The 17,837-nt window shown below is 41.0% G+C and carries 22 protein-coding genes; 19 read left to right on the top strand and 3 right to left on the bottom strand.

Going from position 1 to position 17,837, the window contains the following annotated elements; all coding sequences use genetic code 11:
* Nucleotides 1-149: 149 nt before the first annotated feature.
* From HCJ54_RS15685 to HCJ54_RS07755, 4 genes are all read left to right on the top strand, one after another.
* Nucleotides 150-398, top strand: a complete 249-nt coding sequence (locus HCJ54_RS15685; protein ID WP_425324796.1) for a DUF4274 domain-containing protein — start codon at nucleotides 150-152, stop codon at nucleotides 396-398.
* 96 nt (nucleotides 399-494) lie between these two features.
* Entirely contained in the window at nucleotides 495-1,652 is a 1,158-nt protein-coding gene (locus tag HCJ54_RS07765) for a hypothetical protein (protein ID WP_187137225.1), read from the top strand.
* Nucleotides 1,653-1,904: 252 nt separating this feature from the next.
* The gene (locus HCJ54_RS07760; RefSeq protein WP_185525148.1) at nucleotides 1,905-3,527 is read left to right on the top strand and encodes a putative polysaccharide biosynthesis protein; all 1,623 of its coding nucleotides are present in this window, start codon (nucleotides 1,905-1,907) and stop codon (nucleotides 3,525-3,527) included.
* A gap of 16 nt (nucleotides 3,528-3,543) precedes the next feature.
* Nucleotides 3,544-3,741, top strand: coding sequence for a hypothetical protein (locus HCJ54_RS07755; RefSeq protein ID WP_036068396.1), 198 nt, complete (start codon nucleotides 3,544-3,546; stop codon nucleotides 3,739-3,741).
* A gap of 155 nt (nucleotides 3,742-3,896) precedes the next feature.
* On the opposite strand, the gene HCJ54_RS07750 is transcribed toward HCJ54_RS07755, so the two are convergent.
* Nucleotides 3,897-4,739, bottom strand: coding sequence for an NAD(P)H-hydrate dehydratase (locus HCJ54_RS07750; protein ID WP_185409246.1), 843 nt, complete (start codon nucleotides 4,737-4,739; stop codon nucleotides 3,897-3,899).
* A gap of 100 nt (nucleotides 4,740-4,839) precedes the next feature.
* Here HCJ54_RS07750 and HCJ54_RS07745 point away from each other — a divergent pair, with 100 nt between their 5' ends.
* The 10 genes from HCJ54_RS07745 (at nucleotide 4,840) to HCJ54_RS07700 (ending at nucleotide 13,431) form a co-directional block, all read left to right on the top strand.
* Nucleotides 4,840-5,247, top strand: a complete 408-nt coding sequence (locus tag HCJ54_RS07745; RefSeq protein ID WP_036068394.1) for an NUDIX hydrolase — start codon at nucleotides 4,840-4,842, stop codon at nucleotides 5,245-5,247.
* Nucleotides 5,248-5,398: 151 nt separating this feature from the next.
* Nucleotides 5,399-6,811 (top strand): dipeptidase PepV, encoded by a 1,413-nt coding sequence (pepV, locus tag HCJ54_RS07740; RefSeq protein ID WP_187137224.1) that lies wholly within the window; start codon nucleotides 5,399-5,401, stop codon nucleotides 6,809-6,811.
* Between the two features lie 134 nt (nucleotides 6,812-6,945).
* On the top strand, nucleotides 6,946-7,809 hold the full coding sequence (gene dat / locus HCJ54_RS07735) for a D-amino-acid transaminase (RefSeq protein ID WP_187137223.1): 864 nt from the start codon (nucleotides 6,946-6,948) through the stop codon (nucleotides 7,807-7,809).
* Between the two features lie 74 nt (nucleotides 7,810-7,883).
* Complete coding sequence (locus HCJ54_RS07730) at nucleotides 7,884-8,234, top strand: nuclear transport factor 2 family protein (RefSeq protein ID WP_187137222.1); 351 nt, start codon at nucleotides 7,884-7,886, stop codon at nucleotides 8,232-8,234.
* A 168-nt stretch (nucleotides 8,235-8,402) separates the two neighbouring features.
* Entirely contained in the window at nucleotides 8,403-8,846 is a 444-nt protein-coding gene (locus HCJ54_RS07725; RefSeq protein WP_185525151.1) for a MarR family winged helix-turn-helix transcriptional regulator, read from the top strand.
* Complete coding sequence (gene mdrM / locus HCJ54_RS07720; RefSeq protein WP_187137221.1) at nucleotides 8,843-10,318, top strand: multidrug efflux MFS transporter MdrM; 1,476 nt, start codon at nucleotides 8,843-8,845, stop codon at nucleotides 10,316-10,318. The genes HCJ54_RS07725 and mdrM overlap by 4 nt, the downstream gene beginning before the upstream one ends.
* A 408-nt stretch (nucleotides 10,319-10,726) precedes the next feature.
* Entirely contained in the window at nucleotides 10,727-11,539 is an 813-nt protein-coding gene (locus HCJ54_RS07715; protein ID WP_187137220.1) for a phosphotransferase family protein, read from the top strand.
* Complete coding sequence (trmB, locus tag HCJ54_RS07710; protein WP_187137219.1) at nucleotides 11,530-12,171, top strand: tRNA (guanosine(46)-N7)-methyltransferase TrmB; 642 nt, start codon at nucleotides 11,530-11,532, stop codon at nucleotides 12,169-12,171. The genes HCJ54_RS07715 and trmB overlap by 10 nt, the downstream gene beginning before the upstream one ends.
* 67 nt (nucleotides 12,172-12,238) lie before the next feature.
* Nucleotides 12,239-13,072: an MBL fold metallo-hydrolase gene (locus tag HCJ54_RS07705; protein ID WP_187137218.1), complete on the top strand. Its 834-nt coding sequence runs from the start codon at nucleotides 12,239-12,241 to the stop codon at nucleotides 13,070-13,072.
* Nucleotides 13,073-13,197: 125 nt separating this feature from the next.
* A complete protein-coding gene (locus HCJ54_RS07700) occupies nucleotides 13,198-13,431 on the top strand; it encodes a metal-sensing transcriptional repressor (RefSeq protein WP_187137217.1) in 234 nt (77 codons plus the stop codon).
* Nucleotides 13,432-13,471: 40 nt separating this feature from the next.
* On the opposite strand, the gene HCJ54_RS07695 is transcribed toward HCJ54_RS07700, so the two are convergent.
* A complete protein-coding gene (locus tag HCJ54_RS07695) occupies nucleotides 13,472-13,783 on the bottom strand; it encodes a PepSY domain-containing protein (RefSeq protein WP_185409238.1) in 312 nt (103 codons plus the stop codon).
* Between the two features lie 155 nt (nucleotides 13,784-13,938).
* Between HCJ54_RS07695 and HCJ54_RS07690 the strand changes: the two genes are divergently transcribed.
* Entirely contained in the window at nucleotides 13,939-15,012 is a 1,074-nt protein-coding gene (locus tag HCJ54_RS07690) for a M42 family metallopeptidase (protein WP_187137216.1), read from the top strand.
* On the top strand, nucleotides 14,987-15,223 hold the full coding sequence (locus HCJ54_RS07685; RefSeq protein WP_187137215.1) for a hypothetical protein: 237 nt from the start codon (nucleotides 14,987-14,989) through the stop codon (nucleotides 15,221-15,223). The genes HCJ54_RS07690 and HCJ54_RS07685 overlap by 26 nt, the downstream gene beginning before the upstream one ends.
* Before the next feature lie 147 nt (nucleotides 15,224-15,370).
* Here the strand turns inward: HCJ54_RS07685 and HCJ54_RS07680 are convergent, their stop codons facing one another.
* Entirely contained in the window at nucleotides 15,371-15,814 is a 444-nt protein-coding gene (locus HCJ54_RS07680) for a YtoQ family protein (RefSeq protein WP_187137214.1), read from the bottom strand.
* A 132-nt stretch (nucleotides 15,815-15,946) separates the two neighbouring features.
* Between HCJ54_RS07680 and HCJ54_RS07675 the strand changes: the two genes are divergently transcribed.
* Genes HCJ54_RS07675 through ytpR form a run of 3 tightly spaced genes read left to right on the top strand, consistent with a single transcriptional unit; the run spans nucleotide 15,947 to nucleotide 17,693 of the window.
* A complete protein-coding gene (locus tag HCJ54_RS07675; RefSeq protein ID WP_187137276.1) occupies nucleotides 15,947-16,258 on the top strand; it encodes a thioredoxin family protein in 312 nt (103 codons plus the stop codon).
* 26 nt (nucleotides 16,259-16,284) lie between these two features.
* Nucleotides 16,285-17,076 carry a DUF1444 domain-containing protein gene (locus tag HCJ54_RS07670; protein ID WP_187137275.1) on the top strand — a complete coding sequence of 264 codons (792 nt, stop codon included), beginning with the start codon at nucleotides 16,285-16,287 and terminating at the stop codon, nucleotides 17,074-17,076.
* Nucleotides 17,077-17,081: 5 nt separating this feature from the next.
* Entirely contained in the window at nucleotides 17,082-17,693 is a 612-nt protein-coding gene (gene ytpR, locus HCJ54_RS07665) for a YtpR family tRNA-binding protein (RefSeq protein WP_187137213.1), read from the top strand.
* Nucleotides 17,694-17,837: the final 144 nt, after the last annotated feature.

Genomic DNA, 17,837 nt, shown 5'->3' with positions numbered 1-17,837 from the left:
TGTTATGGAATTCGCGCAAATGACGGCATCCGCAAAGATACAACTAATTTAAAAAATGTCGAAAAAGCATTAGTGTATATGCTGCACAAAGGAATCGAATGGATGGGAAGTGAAAAATAGATAAAGGGGATACATAGAAGTGAGGATTAATGGAGCCACAAAACAAGTGGCGAGCATTGAAGATTCAGAAATGCTTTATGTACTTGCAGCAAATTTATAATTGGTATAACGGATTTAGTATGCCTAATGAAATTATCAGCAATGACAATTGTGATATGGTTTTGATGATGTTCTATTTGTCTGAGGGTATCAGATTACTGGAGGATAAAGAGAGTGTTGAACAATCGAGGCTGGATGAGCGGAGTAAATTTATAACGGCAATTTATTCTATGTTCTAGACAGATGGTTTCAAGCAAAGCAGTATTTCATATTACCCAGAGCTAGATTTGTAAGTATTGATATATAGACCACTATACAGAAAAAAGAGGGGTATAATGCTAAATAATAGAGAGATAGCTATTATTGTATGGGGCACTATTTTTATTATCTGCCTACTTGTATTTCCAAAAAATAAAAAAGATATCAGAAACTCATTAATCCATGTGTTCCGTGCATGGATTGCTTTTTGTAAAATAGGAATAGTGAAGTTATTCTTTTTATATGAAGCTTTTATTATGATAATTGTGGCAATTCTTATATATGCTAATAATTTAGATTGGAACTTGTTAAAAGATATATTAATATATTTAGTAATAGGATTTTTTCCATTTTTTAATTCTATCGGAAAAATGGAAGGAGGAAAATTACTAAAAAGCCAATTCTTATCTATTTTTAGGTTTTCCATTGTTCCGTTATTTGTAATAGCAAATTATCCATTTGGATTGTGGATAGAACTTATTCTAGTACCTATGGCAACGTTTATTGTTTTACTTCAAGTAGTTGCGGAAAAACAAAAAGAAAAAGGTATAAATAAACTTTTAAGATATTTAATTGGGTATATGGGGTTGTTAATATTTTTATATGCTTTAGTCAATTTCTTTAATCATTTTGAAGATATTAGGGATATAAATTTTTGGTTAACATTTTGTATCGAGTTTTTCGGTTTAGTAATACAAATGCCTATCATAATATTGATGACTAGGTTTATTGAGATTGAGAGAAGAATGGTATTTTATAAAAAAAGAAGTACTATCGCTGGTATAAAACAACTGATAGCTGAGCAAATTGATTTTATTAGTGTTAATAAAAGTCCAAAGATTAAATCATTTGAAATAAAGGAAATAGAACAGTTAGCTAAAATGCCTTCAACAATTAGAGTATGGTGTTACTTGAAAGATGTCATTCCAGAAAATGTTGAGAGAGATATCATTGTCTTCAATCAACAACTGAACTCGACGAAGTATATAAAAAAAATTTTTAAAAGCTATAAGATTAATTCGGGTGCAGATATAATATATATATATTTTGGAACTGACCAATTAGACTTTGATTACTGTTTATGGAAGTGTGAGAGTATCTGGTGTTATAGTAAAGTAGAAGGTACCCATACACCGTACAAATTGAAAGGTAAAAATGAGGAAGATAAAACACTGATATGTTGGAATCCTGACTACAATGACAGTAGAAAAGTTTACGAGGGTTTTGTAAAATGAGGAAACACAAGTATTTGATGATTCTCAGAAGTCATCAAAGGTATATGCCAAGATACTTTTCCGATTGTTGATAAAGAAATTAATATAGAAAGTCCGCTTTTTTCTATTTATTTTCAACTAATGATTGCAAGCTGATGCAAGAAGGAGTAAACTAAAATTTAGTTGAGTTTTTAACAGAGCACTTTTTAATTCAAAAGCGAGTATCATTAATCGGCTCAAATATAGAGCACTTCATAATAAAGGACGAGGTCTATGTCTTCATCAAAACTACTTCGAGGAACTTTCATTTTAACGTTAGGAACTTTCATTTCTAAATTTCTAGGTCTGTTTTATGTCATTCCATTCTATTGGATTATGGGTGGCGCAGGACCGATGACGTTGTATAATTTTGGGTATGTACCTTATCAGATTTTTCTTGGAATCGCAACGGCGGGGGTTCCGCTTGCAGTGGCAAAGTATGTAGCGAAATATAACGCGATAGGTGAATATGAAATTGGACGCCGTTTATTCAGAAGCGGTGTGTACCTCATGCTTGCAACAGGATTTATCAGCTTCCTTGCGATGTATGCTTTGGCGCCGGTTTTGGCGGGCTTGCAATCGATTGAAGGTAGTGGTTACACTGTACAGGATGTGACAGGAGTTATCCGTGCAGTCAGTTTTGCGCTCATCGTTATTCCGGTGATGAGCTTGATCCGTGGCTTCTTCCAAGGATACCAGTCGATGGGGCCTTCTGCGGTTTCTCAAGTCGTTGAACAAATTGTTCGTATTGCATTCTTGCTTGTCGGTTCGGCAACGGTTCTTTATATATTGCATGGTACGGTTGTTGGCGCGATTAGTATTGCCACATTTGCGGCCTTCATCGGAGCATTAGCGAGCCTCGCATGCCTGCTCTGGTACTTTTTCAAGCGTAAAAAGGGACTCGATGCTTTGCTACGAACGAGTAAAGGGGAAGTAACGGTTTCCTTACCTTCGATGTATAAAGATATTTTCATCACGGCAGTACCATTTGTAGTCGTAGGAATTGCCAGCTCACTCTACCAGCAAATTGACCAGTTTACATTCGGTCGCATTTTAACATGGATTGGTTACAGTGGGCACGAAGCTGAGAATTTACTTGGTATCGTTAACTTTAGTGCGCAAAAACTGGTCATTATTCCAGTTAGTTTGGCGACGGCGTTTTCGATGACGATTGTTCCGCTCGTGACGGCGGCTTATGCGCGCGGCGAACAAGAAAATGTGAAAAAGCAGCTAAACGATGTTTTCCAAGTGTTGCTTTTCATCACGTTACCGGCTTGTATCGGGATGTCCTTACTTGCAGAACCCCTGTATACGGTGTTTTATGAACACGACCCGGCGGGAATTCAAATTTTGGCATTCTACGCACCAGTCGCGATTTTACTATCCTTATTCAGCGTGACCGCGGCGATTTTGCAAGGAATTGATGAACAACGATTCACGATTTTAAGCCTGCTCATCGGTTTATTGACGAAATCTGTTTTCCAGATGCCGTTGATGATGTGGATGGGCGCGCGGGGTTCCGTTGCAGCAACTGGTCTTGGCTATACCGTGTCCGTCATTTTCGCGATGATTATTATCCGCAAATATGCAAACTATAATTTCAGCGTGATTTTAAGAAGGACGGTTTTAATGTTGCTCCTTAACCTGGCGATGGCAATCTCTGTATTGCTCGTATACCAAGGTTTGACACTATTTATGAATCCGGAAACAAAACTCAATTCGATGATTCTACTCATCATTTGCGGTGGTGTAGGAACACTCGTTTATGGCTATCTTAGCTTGCGTTTGCGCTTGTTCGATAAAGTATTTGGACCAAGAGCCGCGACCATCCGTCGAAAACTACGTATAAAAGCATAAGGGGAGGCAACACATCATGGAAAAACGAACAAGAAAAAGGTCAAAAGAAGCACGGCGCGCACGGCTATTCCTGTTTCTAGGATTGCTTTGTGTTATTGCGGGAATAGCGATGTATATTCTCAAGTTCATTTGGGTCGCTGTACCACTAGGATTACTAGGCGCATTACTGCTCGGCATGACGATTGGTTTAAAATTACCGAGAAAAAAAGAATGATTTGAAAAAGTTTGCGAGACCTTAAATAGGTTTTGCAAACTTTTTTGTGGTATTCATTGGAATCGGGAAAGGTTACACTCCAAACTGGGTCTCCTAATTTAGCACTAAAAAAGAGAAATAAAAGGCAGCAGACCTTTCATTTCTCTTTTTTCATTTCAATAAGGATTATCGTCTGTTTCACTGAACTTCTTCAAATAGTACGGAATTTGTTCCGCGACTTCTGTTGGTAAAACAACATATTTCTTCTTCGCCAGCGTTTCACCAATATAGCTATGCAAAAATACTGCCGTTAGAACTGCATGTTTTGGTTTGTCTAACTGACCAAGTAATCCGGCAATCATTCCGGCGAGCGTATCACCCATTCCACCTGTTGCCATTGCAGGTGTTCCGTAAATATTTTGCCAAATATCATCCTCGATGTACACGCGCGTCCGGTGATCTTTCAACACGACGATAGCATCTAGTTCTGTTGCAAAATCTTGATTTTTCATGTCGTCCAGATCCGTTGTATCCATATGCGTCAAGCGTTCCCATTCTGTCCGGTGCGGTGTAAAAATCAGCGTTGCTTGCGGTTTGTCGAAATCTTTCGAAGCATACAGTGTAATCCCATCACCGTCGATAATAATTCGCTGATGAGGCTTTGCATGAGCGCACACAAGTGTCAACAAGGCGCGCGCTGTAGCATCTAAACCGAGCCCTGGCCCAATTAAAATCGCATCAAATTTCGGTAAGACTTGCACCAAATAATCCGTATCGCTCGAATCAATAAACATCGCTTCTGGAAGCCGTGCATGAAGGGCTGAACGGTTCACGCTATGCGTAGCAACCGAAACTAGTCCAGCGCCACTATAAATTGCTCCTTGTGCTGCCATGATGATCGCGCCGCCGAGTTGCTCGTTACCGCCAATCAATAAAACACGTCCATAATCACCTTTATTCGTTTCATCATCGCGTTGTTTGATCCAAGCGCAGATAACCTTAGGTGTGATTTTTTTCATTTGAGATCATCCTTTCTTTATTTTTTTCTTATGTATTGTAACTTTCCTTGCTTAATTGTCCAATTTAGTATAACCTATCCACAAAAGGAGTGAAAGTAAAATGAAACCAATATTTCCAGCAGTAAAAGCAGTAATCATACATAACGGCAAATTTCTCGCTTTAAAAAAAGCCGATGTGAAAGACGATGTATGGGAACTTCCAGGAGGTCGCATGAATTTTGGAGAGACAAAGGGGGAGGCGCTGTTTCGCGAAGTACAAGAAGAAACAGGACTCCAAGTACAGCCGTTTATTCTGTATGATACATGGGAATTTTTCCAACCAGAATATCAAATTACAGGCGTGATTTACTTATGCGAAAAACCAGAAGGCGATGTCCGAATTTCGAGTGAACATCAAGCATATGAATGGTTTCCACTGGAAGCAAGTAGCTTAGAACGAATGGATGTTGTATTTGCTTCACGCATGGTACGCTGGGATTTTGAGGCAATTCAAGGATTTATGTCGTAAAGCACCTCAAAATGCTTTCATACGAGCGCAAAAGAGTATACAATGGAGAAGGACAGGACTGGAGTATAAATGTTGTTTTCATTTGATGTGTGTCAAGTTACAAGTTTTTCTCCAAATGCAGTAAATAACTAGTTGAAGGGATTGTTATACTATGAGTACGATCAATTGGCAAGAGGAAGTAGAGAAACGCCGCGAGGATTTTAAACGCGATTTATTCGCAATTTTAAGCATTCCAAGTGTGCGTGATGATTCCAAAGCGACGGAGGATGCACCATTTGGCCCGGAAGTGAAGAGAGCATTGGATTTTGCTTTAGAACTCGCGGCAAAAGATGGTTTTACAACGAAAGAAGTTGGCAATGTTGCCGGTCACGCCGAGTTTGGTCAAGGTGAAGAACTGGTTGCAGCATTAGGACATGTGGATGTTGTGCCGGTTGGCGATGACTGGTCACACGACCCATTCGATCCAATTTTGAAAAATGGGAAAGTATTCGCGCGAGGCTCAGCGGATGATAAAGGACCAGCAATGGCTGCCTACTATGCCATGAAAATTATTAAAGAACTTGATTTGCCATTATCCCGCCGTGTTCGTATGATTTACGGCTCCGATGAAGAAAGTGGGATGTCTTGCGTAGAGCGCTATTTCGAGACCGAAGAGCAACCGACAATGGGCTTCGTTCCGGATGCTGAATTCCCGATTATTCATGCAGAAAAAGGTATTTCAGAACTCGATATTTCTTTTAAAGATGGTGAAAAAGAAGGAAATGCCGATTTCCGCTTGATTGGTTTTGAATCTGGCGCGCGTTACAATATGGTTCCAGATCATGCGAAAGCTGTTTTAGAAAACGTCAAAGACTTCGATCAAATCGCGAAGAAATTTGCAGCCTATAAAAAAGAAACAAAACTTGCTGGTGAAATCGCGGAATCCGGTAATTCCGTAACTATTTCATTGATCGGTAAAGCGGCACATGCGATGGAGCCAAATAACGGTGTCAATGCAGGACTTCACTTAGTTGGTTTCTTAGGCAAGTTCACGTTAACTGGTGCGGCAAGCGATTTCGTGACATTTGGTAAAGACTACCTATATGGCGATTCTCGTGCTGTGAAACTTGGCATTCGCTATGAAGATAAGGAAAGCGGCGAATTGACAATGAATGTTGGTGTGATCCGTTATAGTGTCGAAGAAGGCGGTCGTTACGGCCTCAATTTCCGCTATCCTGTCACCGCCAATATGGACCAACTGAAATTAAAAATGGAAACAGTTGTGAATGAGTATAATGGCCAATATACGCATTACGATGATTCGAAGCCGTTATTCGTACCGAAAGACCATCCGCTAATCCAAACATTGCAAGAAGTATACACGAACCAAACTGGCGAAGAAGCAACATTGCTCGCTATTGGTGGTGGAACTTATGCACGTCATATGGAGACAGGGGTTGCTTTTGGAGCGCTATTCCCAGGTCGTGAAGACACAATGCACCAAAAAGATGAGTTCGCGTATTTCGACGATTTAATTAAAACAATCGCAATTTACGCCGAAGCCCTTTACAAACTAGCGAAGTAAAGTATATAATTGAAAAAAATTAAGATTCAGGCTGGAATATAGCAGGGGAGTGAGACCCAGGTTTTGCTCTCTGCTCTGGTCTTGATTAGAATTTTTAGACAGTTGCAAAAACATTTCGCAAAGGAGTGCTGAAAATGAAAGTATTAGTGAAAGATCAATTAATAGAACGTGACGAGGCAACAGTTGACATTGAAGATAGAGGTTACCAGTTCGGAGACGGCATTTATGAGGTTGTTCGTATGTATAATGGCACATTTTTTACATATGATGAGCACATTGAGCGCTTGTATGCCAGTGCAGCTAAGCTTGACCTTGTGATTCCGTACAGCAAGCCAGAATTACGCACACTTTTGGACAGTCTTGTGAAAGCAAACAATGTTGGGACTGGTAATGTGTATCTTCAAATCACGCGAGGTGTGCAATCTCCACGTAATCACGTGATTCCTAGTACACCACTGGAGGCAGTGCTTACAGCTTCGACGAGTGAGGTGCCAAGGGATACGACGCTGTTTGAGAACGGTCGTAAAGCGATTCTTGAAGAGGATATTCGTTGGTTGCGTTGTGATATTAAGAGCTTGAATTTACTTGGAAATACCATTGCAAAAAATAAAGCGCATCAAGCAGGCGCATTTGAAGCGATTTTGCATCGTGGGGAGAACGTGACGGAAGGCTCTGCGGCGAATGCTTACATTATTAAAGATGGCGCGCTGATTACGCACGCTTCCAATAATTTTATTTTAGAAGGCATCACACGCCAAGTTATTTTGCGAGTAGCCCGTGAAAATGGTATTCCAGTCGTTGAATCTGGCTTTACACTAGCTGATTTAGCGGTAGCGGATGAAGTATTTATTTCGAGCACGACCATCGAAGTGACGCCGATTATCGAAATCGATGGAAAATTAGTCGGTGACGGAAAGCGTGGACCAATCACAAAACAATTACATGACGCCTTTACAAAAGAAGTTTTGAAACAGTGCGGAGAATTGGCGGTAAATTGATAGAATAACAAAACCGAACGGGTTCATGAATAGATGAATCGGTTCGGTTTTTATATAGGAGGCGAAAAAAGAACATGAATTTCTCACTAAAGGATTATTTGCAGGGGTTAGAAGAGCAGTTACTCCAGTCCGAAATCCGTGCGTCTCAAAAAGCGTTACAAAAGCTCTTGGCGCCAGGTTTTTTCGAATTTGGGAGTTCTGGACGCGTTCTTTATAAAGGGGAAGCGATCCGTGAAGACGGCATTGGCGAGGTGAACATGAGGCTAAGTCATTTTGAAATTCAGGAGCTTTCTGAGGAGGTTGTTTTAGCGACATATCGTATTTTTGATGAAAAAGAAAGTCGGAATTCGCTACGAAGTTCGATTTGGAGATGCAACGATGGTCATTGGCAACTCGTTTTTCACCAAGGGACTATATGTATGTAAATATTTATATATATAAAATAACGCTGAAATACGGCTGTTGTTTTCGCTTTCATGAGAAAATGGTTAGAAAACTGTCTTGACATCATTAAAAATAGGCGTATAATAAGCTTTGTTAATAGTTCGTATACGAATCTTTCGCTTATGAACTTTGGAGGAGGGGAACGAATATTGGATGAGAAATTAATACGCGAAGTTGTTATTTCTTTTCGAACAATGCAGCGTAAGATACATCATTACTTACAAGAAGAAGCCACGAAGCGAGACATTACAACGGTGCAATTATTTTCTCTGGGCACGCTAAAAAGGGAGCCGCATTTAACGCTGGGCGAGCTTGCTGAACGTGTCAAAGTGAATAAAAGTACGATGAGCGGCATTGTCGACCGTTTGGTGAAGGCGGGTTACTTAACGCGAGGGCGCGACGAAGGGAACAGACGGGCGCTTAATCTGCAACTAACACCAGAAGGTCTTGCAAAAGTAGATGAAACATATGATGTCTTTTTTGACCGACTAGAGGCGGTTTTAGAAATAGATTCAGACGAACTAAAGGCAATGCTCGCAACACATGAAAAAATGATTGCGTTATTAGAACAAAAAGGAGCAAAAGAACAATGAATATGAAAGCAGCAACAAATGGCATTAAAACAAACGGTATCTTGATTGTGATGCTAATGGGGGCATTTGTCACGATTTTAAACCAAACGCTGATGAACGTGGCACTTCCAAGTATTATGACGGATTTCAATATAACAGCGAGTCAAGGTCAATGGTTGACGACGGGGTTCATGCTTGTCAACGGTGTCATGATTCCAATGACAGCTTTTTTAATTGAACGATTTACAACGAGACAGTTATACTTATTTGCGATGATTACTTTTGCGATTGGTACAACGATCTCTGGTTTTGCAGGGGATTACACGGTTCTAATTATTGGACGGATGGTACAAGCGATTGGGGCAGGGATTGTTATGCCGCTTCTGACTGTTGTTGTACTTAATTTATTCCCGATGGAACGACGGGGACGAGCGATGGGATTAATTGGGCTTGCGATGAACTTTGCACCCGCTATTGGCCCGACATTATCTGGTTGGATTGTACAAGAATATGATTGGCGGAACCTTTTTTACATTATTATCCCGTTCGCGATTTTAGATGTTGTAGTCGCATTCTTCCTATTAAAAAATGTGGGTAAACGTACTTTTCCAAAATTGGATTTTCTCGGTGTTATTTTGTCAACCATTGGATTTGGTAGTTTATTATTAGGATTTAGTAATGCAGGAGATCATGATTTCCTATCAGCAAAAGTACTTGGCTTTGTTTTACTTGGATTTATCGTATTAGCTATTTTTATTTGGTATCAAGGTCGTGCGAAAGCCCCACTACTAAATTTCAATGTTTTTAAACACAGAACCTTTACTTTAACCACAACGATCAGCTTTTTCGTTATGATGGGACTTTATGGAGGCATGCTATTATTCCCAATCTTTTTACAAAGCGTGCGTCATTTTACACCTCTAGAATCAGGATTAGTACTCTTGCCGGGAGCTGTCATGACTGCGGCGCTTTCCCCGGTAACTGGGATAATGTTTGACCGTTTTGGCGCGAAATATCTATCTTTAATCGGCTTAGTGATCATGGCTGTAACGACATTTATGTTCACGGATTTGGATGAAAGCACCACTTTAACGTACATTGTTGTTGTTCAAACGATTCGAGCTAGCGGAATGGCAATGGTTATGATGCCACTACAAACCGCGGCGCTTAACTCGCTACCACTTTCGATGGCGGCACATGGATCAGCGATGTTCAATACCGTGCGGCAAATTGCAGGATCACTTGGAACAGCGCTACTCATCACAACAATGTCAAAAAGTGCTACAAGCTTCGCGAAGAATATGACGGCAACAGACGTTATTGGAAAATCGAAGGAACAAATCGCTAATCATGTATTGATTCACGGTATCGAGACAGCTTTCTTAGTCTCCTCCATTCTTTCGGTGATCGCGGTTATTCTCGCTATCTTCATCAAGAAAAAACCACAATCATTGGCTCCAATCGTTACAAAAACGGAAGTCATAGAGCATTGATTGAGGAACTTTCCGTATCTGGGTATCCAGATACGGATTTTTTATTTGACACTATTTTCAAAATCGATGTAATCATTCATAGGATAATCAACATCTTATAAAATGGAATGTAGGGGGTCGTTATTCGCTTTTCCGTCACAAATAATCCAAGACCGAACATATGTTGACTTGACGGGAAGCACTAAGAGAAGTAAAATTTAAAAAGTAGCTATTAAGAAAATTGTAATAGCTATTTTTTTATCACGGTTTTATAAAGTACATAAAGTAAGAAGAGTAACCTGCAGACTGTTAGTGATGCATGCAACAGTGACTAGATTCGTCGTTATAATAACAAAAGTAGGGGCTACAAATAGAGAATGGTTAGACTTAAAAGCTAGACGACGTAATGTAAATGAAGGTGAATGTGGAATGGAAGATAATTTATTTGGGCAAGATTGGGAAATAGAGCCAGCGGGTGGCGAAACGGGGAAAGCGTTTGTTGCTGTCCATGAAGACGAAAAATTCTTTTTGAAAAGGAATTCCTCGCCTTTTTTAGCTGCGCTTTCTGTTGAGAATATTGTGCCTAAATTGATCTGGACACGACGCGTGGAAAATGGCGATGTCATCACTGCTCAAAAATGGATTAACAATGGACAAACGCTTCGGGCAACTGAAATGCGCGAACCGAGAGTGGCAAAATTATTAGGAAAAATTCACCAATCAGATGCATTGCGAGATATGTTGCAGCGGATTGAGAAAAAAGAGTATTCATGTGGTCAACTGTTAGCGACAGTGACAGGGTATGTGGATAAGCTAGGTCAGCCTGATTCATTGGTTGCACAGGCGTATCAGTATTTAATAGAGCATGTCGATGCCTTGCGAGAAGAACCACATGTTGTTTGTCATGGGGACGTCAATCACAACAACTGGCTTCTTTCGGAACAGGAGGAACTATACCTTGTGGATTGGGATGGGGCAATGCTTGCAGATCCAGCTAATGATTTAGGTGTTCTACTGTATCAATATGTTCCCTACGGAGAGTGGGAGCGATGGCTTCTTGAATACGGCCAAACGTTGACGTGCGAATTTTATTTGCGATTGAAATGGTTTTCGATTTGTCAGGTATTAATGGCGATGAACTGGCAATTTGAGCATAGCAGAGCGCCAGAACTTGCGCGCCTGGAATTATTGCTAAGGAAAATAATGGAGGATGAAGAGGTGTACGAGACATTATGCGAGTAAAACATAAACCGTGGGCACGGGAGAAAATTCTAGCTCACCCAGAAGTATGTGTGGCAAATCCAGAAGCATCAAAAGGGAAATGGCACCAGCTGTTTGGAAATGAAAACCCGATTCATATCGAAATCGGAACGGGGAAAGGTCAATTTGTTACCGGGATGGCTAAAGCGAATCCTGATATTAATTATATTGGCATTGAGGTTGTGGAAAGCGTGCTCATTACAGCACTTGATAAGGCGCTTGTTGCAGGTATTCCGAATTTGCGATTATTGTCCGTGGACGGGGCAGATCTGTTGGAATACTTTGAACCCAATGAAGTTGCGCGTGTTTATTTGAATTTTTCTGATCCATGGCCGAAAAAAAGGCATGCGAAGCGTCGGCTGACGAACTCGCGTTTCTTGGATATTTACAAGGCGCTACTACCTGTGGATGGTGAAATTCATTTTAAAACGGATAATCGTAGCCTATTTGAGTATTCGCTGGTGGCATTTTCTGAATATGGGATATTATTGACATATTTGTCATTAGATCTTCATCATAGCGATTATGAAGGAAATATTATGACGGAATATGAAGAAAAGTTTTCTGCGCAAGGTTTTCCGATCTATCGTTTGGAAGCAACATTTAAATCATAACGAGAGGCTAGAGCCCGCAGTAATTTGTGGTTGCTCTGGCTTTTTTTGTACGAAGGAGGAGACGTGTATGAATACATTGCGCGTAGGGGAGATCACGATTCATTGGTTGCGCGGTGGTGTGACGCATTTTGATGGAGGTGCCATGTTTGGTGTGGTTCCTAAGGCACTTTGGAGCAAAAAATATGAACCGAATGAAAAAAATCAGATCCGCTGCGTGTGCGACCCGATGTATTTTGAATATCAAGGGAAGCATTATCTGATTGACGCGGGAATTGGCGTGGGTCGGTTGACGGAGAAGCAAAAACGAAATTTTGGTGTCGTGGAAGAATCTTTCGTATTGGAAGACTTAGCGCAACTTGGTGTGAAACCAGAAGATATCGACGTTGTTTTGATGACACATCTGCATTTTGATCACATCGTGGGACTTACGGATACGACTGGAAAAAGTATTTTTAAGAATGCAACTATCTACACGACGGAAACGGAATGGGCGGAAATGAAGCGACCCAATATCCGATCGAAAGCAACATATTGGCCAGAGAATTGGCAAGGCGTTGCACATCAAATAAAAACATACAATCAATTCCTAACTTTAAATGATGCGATTATGCTCGAGAAGACCGGTGGGCATAGTAACGGGCATGCGGTCATTCGGATCAATAGTGGAGGGGAGTCAGCTATTCATATGGCGGATATTTTTCCAACGCACGCGCATCAGAGTGTTTTGTGGGTCACGGCATATGATGATTATCCAATGGATTCCATTTTTGCGAAGGAGAGATTGCGAGATGAAATTAATGGAACTGGGAAATGGTTACTTTTTTATCATGACTATTTTTACCGGGCATTGCGTTTTGATGAAGATGCTCAGATTGTGAATGAGGTAAAAGTGGAACGTTGAATTCCTTATACCCCTATAAGGTATATACTATCTTATCCTAGGTAGGGGGATATATAAACGCTTTATATTCAACGATTTTATGTTATTTTATAAAAATATAAATATAATAAGCCGGGGGTATTTTAATGTCGGAAGTTAGAAAAGCGGTTTCTAGTCGGTTGGCAAAGGTTGAGGGGCATGTGAAATCCATTAAAAAAATGACGGATGAGGGACGTTCTTATGAGGATATCTTATTGCAGATGGCTGCCGTAAGAAAAGCGTTGCAAAGTGCCGAAAAAGTTATCTTTAGCGAGCAGATGAAAGACATGGTGGTGAGCGGTGAGTTCGACCAAAAACGTGTGGATAGTTTTATTAAATAAAAAAATGGCAAGCCGAGTTGCGGCTTGCCATTTTGCATTTTTAAGTTAAGTAAACATCGATAATTGTTCCAGTCGTAGCATCTGCGATAAACTCGAATTGTTTTTTCTCGCCGTCGCGAATCGCTGTAATACCGCCGTGATACACGAATGTATCCATCGCGAATTTTTTGTAATGTTGTTTTTTTAGTTGGATCCATGAGCCTTCGATGGGCCCTTCTTTTTTGAATGCCTCTTTGACATTTTCCAGAATAACATCTCCTGAAATGGTTTTTGGTTCGAGTAGGTAATGATTGATGAAGTGACCAGCCGCAGCCCCTGCAGCAACGCCGGTAATAAACGCTTTCCAGTTCATTGTTTTCCTCCCTAAATCTTACTTGTATTTATCTTTAAGTTTCACTGTGTCTTATTATACCCTCTAAACTAAAAATATAAAAGCCTTTACATCGACGGAGCCTTTCTAAAAATGGTATAATGCTAGGGAAATCACCGAAAAGGACTGATTATAAATTGGAAAAAGAAACGTTGGATTTATTTAAAACATTAACGGAGTTGCCAGGTACTTCGGGTAACGAGCAATTTGTGAGAGATTTTGTGAGGAAAGAGATCACGCCGGTTTCTGATGAAGTTATTCAAGATGGTTTAGGTGGTATTTTCGGTGTGCGTCATGGGGTCGATGAGGGGCCGCGTATTTTGGTAGCGGGTCATTTGGATGAAGTCGGTTTTATGGTGACGCGAATTACGGATAGCGGAATGATTGCTTTTCAAACGATAGGTGGTTGGAATCCGCAAGTTTTGCAGGCGCAACGTGTGCAAGTGATAACAGCGAATGGTCCGGTAATTGGTGTGGTAGCCTCAGTTCCACCGCATTTATTGACAGAAGCAGAGCGAAGTAAGCCGACAGATCCGAAAAATCTATTGATCGATATTGGCGCGGATGATCGCGATGATGCGCTAGCGATTGGTGTGAAACCAGGACTACAAATTGTCCCTGTGGCTGAATTTACGCCGCTTGCTAACCCGAAAAAAATTATGGCGAAAGCATGGGATAATCGATATGGTGTTGGGCTTGCGATCGAGCTTTTAAAAGCAGTGAAAGACGATGCGCTACCCAATACATTATTTGCGGGCGCGAACGTGCAAGAAGAAGTCGGGCTTCGTGGTGCGGGTGTAAGCGCACATATGATTCAACCAGATATTTTTTTCGCGCTCGATGCTAGTCCGGCGAATGATACCACGGGTGATAAAACGCAATTTGGTCAAATTGGTCAAGGTTTCTTGATGCGTGTTTTTGATCGGACGATGATCATGCATCGTGGTATGCGTGAATTTCTATTAGATACTGCGGAATCTAATCACATTCCGTATCAGTACTTTATCTCGCCGGGTGGAACAGATGCTGGGAAAGTACACACGTCGAACAGCGGTATCCCGAGTGCGGTAATTGGCGTTCCGGCGCGCTATATCCACTCAGCTAATTCGATTCTGCACATCGATGATTATGCGGCGGCTAAAGAAATGATTACGACGGTAGTCCGCAATTTGGATAAAACGACATTTGAAACAATTCGCGACAATGCTTAAAATTTGGCGTTCGCCGGTGATCTTGACGGGAAGTATCATGATTGTTTCTGCTCTTTTTTTATGGATTGGCTATCTATTTCCGATTCTTTATTTTCAGGAGACGGAGCCGGGTTGGATTTTAACGACGTTGATCGGTGGAATTCTGGTTTTGGGATTTGGGTTTATGTGGTCTTGGAAGGAACGAGTGAACGTGAAGAAGCGCCTGAAATAGGGGTGCTTTTTTGCGCTTAGGAGGGGAAAGGAGCTTACGTTGAAGATAGATTACCAAGAAGATGTCACATTGTTTGTGAAGAAGGGGAAGGGGTCGCTGTTTGAAAAAAATCAGTTAATCTTCCCGCTTCTGTCACATACGTGATCTTTATGTGAATAGATAATCGATTACTTGTGCGGCTTGTTCGATGGAGTCTACTGTTACGTTCGCCTTCTCTGATAACTCTTTTAACGGGTGATGTAGCGATTCGGGTCGGATGATGATGGTTGGTTTTCCGAGTGTGATCGCAGTTGCTGCGTCGGTTGCGGTATTCCATTGTTTGAACTTCTCGCCGAACAGAGCGATGACTAAGTCTGCTTTTTTCAGATGTAGTTCGGTGCGCAAATTGTTGATTTTTGACGCTTGCAAGTCCTTGTAAATGGGATTTGGTTGCGTGCCGAGAATGTTTTCGCCGATCGCGTCTGACAAATCGTGATTTTCCTGTGGTCCCCAGAAGTGGAATGTGATACCTGGTTTTTCATTAATGCTAGCGCGCAGTTGGTTGCGCCAGTCCGAATGAATTTCGCCAGCTAAATAAATATGATAATCCATAAAAAACGCCTCCTTATCTGCTATGATAGAAGAAATAATGGTGAGTAGCAAGTTTTGTGAGCGTAATTCTTTACTAATTTTGGTGTGGGCTTTAGGATGGAAGATATAAGAACAAGAAGGAGTCGAGTGATGATGAAGCATTTGAAATCAGTAGCAGAATTTAATGAGTTAAAAGATAATGGTAAAACGATTTTTATGTTCAGCGCGGATTGGTGCGGGGACTGTAAGTTTATTGAACCGGTCATGCCGGAGATTGAAGCGGAGCATGATGATTTCACTTTTTCGCACGTAGATCGTGATCAGTTTATTGATCTGTGTGCGGACTTGGCGATTTTCGGGATTCCAAGTTTCTTGGCGTTTGAAGATGGCGAGGAGATCGGGCGTTTCGTCAGTAAGGACCGCAAAACAAAAGAAGAAATTAATGACTTTATCGATGCGCTATAAGAAGAGGGGAGGGCTTTGTTTTGAAAATGACTACGCAAAAAATGAAAGAACGCCTTGAAACAGAGCTTTCGGGCAATGGTCGGACGTTTGGCTATGATCGAGAAAAGGATACGTTAAAGGTGACGGAATCCGGTCACTCGATTACATTATCTATTCCGCAAATCATCGCGAACTGGGAAGAAAATGGGGATGTTGCCGTGGATAAAATCAGCTATTATGTACGCGAAGGTTTGCTTGCATCGCAACAAAAAATCGATATTCGTGCGAGTTTACCGAATGTATATCCCGTGATTCGTGCGACTTCTTTCCCTCGTGAAACGAAGGATGGGAAAGTGCTGTTAAGAGAAGAACACACGGCGGAAACAGCCATTTTTTATGTGGTGGATGTAGGAGCGTCTTATCGGTTTATCGAGGAAAAAAGTCTGCAAAATACAGATGTGACGCTGGATGATATACGGCTTGCGGCGTTTGCGAATTTGCGAACACGACCAACGACTTCGAAAAAAGATTCGGTGAGTGGGAATGATTATTATTTCGTGCGAACGAATGATGGATATGACGCGAGTCGCATTTTAAATGAGCCTTTTTTGGAAGAGATGCGAGCGCAAATAGAGGGCGAGATGGTGCTTGCGGTGCCACACCAAGACGTGCTGATTATTGCGGATATAAGAAATAATACGGGCTATGATGTGTTGGCGCACATGACGATGCAGTTTTTTGCGGACGGACTGGCGCCAATTACCTCTTTACCTCTCGTGTATAATGATGGTAAACTAGAACCGATCTTTATTATGGCCAAAAACAGACCAAAGGAGTAGTTAACGTGATTGTAAATGCATTTTATAACGAAAAAGGAGTAGGGGACACGCTTTTAGTTCACCTAAACGATGTAGAAAAAACGGATTTTGAATCCAAAGGAAACGTGACGCGTATTTTTGATGTGGAGACTGGTGAAACGGTTGCCATTAATTTATTTGAGGTTTCGAAAAGACGCGCATTTGATGCGAATGGTAAAGTGAATTTGACGGCGGAAGATGTCGCGTTCATCAACAAAGAATTAGTGGACAGTGGTTTTGATTTTGTATTAGAAGCAGATCTTTCACCTAAATTTGTTGTCGGATATGTGGTGTCGAAAGAAAAGCATCCGAATGCGGATAAACTAAATGTTTGTCAAGTTGATTTAGGAGGCAAAACAGTGCAAATCGTATGTGGTGCACCGAATGTTGACGCAGGTCAAAAAGTGGTGGTTGCTAAAGTGGGAGCTGTTATGCCGAGTGGTTTAATCATTAAACCATCCAATCTTCGCGGGGAAGATTCATTCGGGATGATTTGTGCGGCGCGCGAGTTGGCGATTCCTGATGCGCCGGAAGAAAAAGGAATCATGGTGCTAGATGGTAGCTATGAAACGGGCGCGGAATTTCCAGTGTTATTTTAAAATGAAAAGCAGTTCTTTCTGATGGGAGAATTGCTTTATTTTTGTTGTTTTTAGTATACAATAAATGTTTTTATTGTTCTTTTTATTTTAGGGGGATGAAGTATAAGTTTATGTTATATGGCTTTGGATGTTGGTATAACAGCA

This window comes from Listeria grandensis (assembly GCF_014322885.1).
GTDB lineage: Bacteria > Bacillota > Bacilli > Lactobacillales > Listeriaceae > Listeria_A > Listeria_A grandensis.
This window is presented reverse-complemented; position numbering and strand designations above follow the sequence as displayed.

Excerpts from the sequence above, each read along its gene's own strand:
- HCJ54_RS15685 (WP_425324796.1), top strand. The coding sequence starts at position 150 with ATGGAGCCACAAAACAAGTGGCGAGCATTGAAGATTCAGAAATGCTTT.
- HCJ54_RS07765 (WP_187137225.1), top strand. The coding sequence starts at position 495 with ATGCTAAATAATAGAGAGATAGCTATTATTGTATGGGGCACTATTTTT.
- HCJ54_RS07760 (WP_185525148.1), top strand. The coding sequence starts at position 1,905 with ATGTCTTCATCAAAACTACTTCGAGGAACTTTCATTTTAACGTTAGGA.
- HCJ54_RS07755 (WP_036068396.1), top strand. The coding sequence starts at position 3,544 with ATGGAAAAACGAACAAGAAAAAGGTCAAAAGAAGCACGGCGCGCACGG.
- HCJ54_RS07750 (WP_185409246.1), bottom strand. The coding sequence starts at position 4,739 with ATGAAAAAAATCACACCTAAGGTTATCTGCGCTTGGATCAAACAACGC.
- HCJ54_RS07745 (WP_036068394.1), top strand. The coding sequence starts at position 4,840 with ATGAAACCAATATTTCCAGCAGTAAAAGCAGTAATCATACATAACGGC.
- pepV (WP_187137224.1), top strand. The coding sequence starts at position 5,399 with ATGAGTACGATCAATTGGCAAGAGGAAGTAGAGAAACGCCGCGAGGAT.
- dat (WP_187137223.1), top strand. The coding sequence starts at position 6,946 with ATGAAAGTATTAGTGAAAGATCAATTAATAGAACGTGACGAGGCAACA.
- HCJ54_RS07730 (WP_187137222.1), top strand. The coding sequence starts at position 7,884 with ATGAATTTCTCACTAAAGGATTATTTGCAGGGGTTAGAAGAGCAGTTA.
- mdrM (WP_187137221.1), top strand. The coding sequence starts at position 8,843 with ATGAATATGAAAGCAGCAACAAATGGCATTAAAACAAACGGTATCTTG.
- HCJ54_RS07715 (WP_187137220.1), top strand. The coding sequence starts at position 10,727 with ATGGAAGATAATTTATTTGGGCAAGATTGGGAAATAGAGCCAGCGGGT.
- trmB (WP_187137219.1), top strand. The coding sequence starts at position 11,530 with ATGCGAGTAAAACATAAACCGTGGGCACGGGAGAAAATTCTAGCTCAC.
- HCJ54_RS07705 (WP_187137218.1), top strand. The coding sequence starts at position 12,239 with ATGAATACATTGCGCGTAGGGGAGATCACGATTCATTGGTTGCGCGGT.
- HCJ54_RS07700 (WP_187137217.1), top strand. The coding sequence starts at position 13,198 with ATGTCGGAAGTTAGAAAAGCGGTTTCTAGTCGGTTGGCAAAGGTTGAG.
- HCJ54_RS07695 (WP_185409238.1), bottom strand. The coding sequence starts at position 13,783 with ATGAACTGGAAAGCGTTTATTACCGGCGTTGCTGCAGGGGCTGCGGCT.
- HCJ54_RS07680 (WP_187137214.1), bottom strand. The coding sequence starts at position 15,814 with ATGGATTATCATATTTATTTAGCTGGCGAAATTCATTCGGACTGGCGC.
- HCJ54_RS07675 (WP_187137276.1), top strand. The coding sequence starts at position 15,947 with ATGAAGCATTTGAAATCAGTAGCAGAATTTAATGAGTTAAAAGATAAT.
- HCJ54_RS07670 (WP_187137275.1), top strand. The coding sequence starts at position 16,285 with ATGACTACGCAAAAAATGAAAGAACGCCTTGAAACAGAGCTTTCGGGC.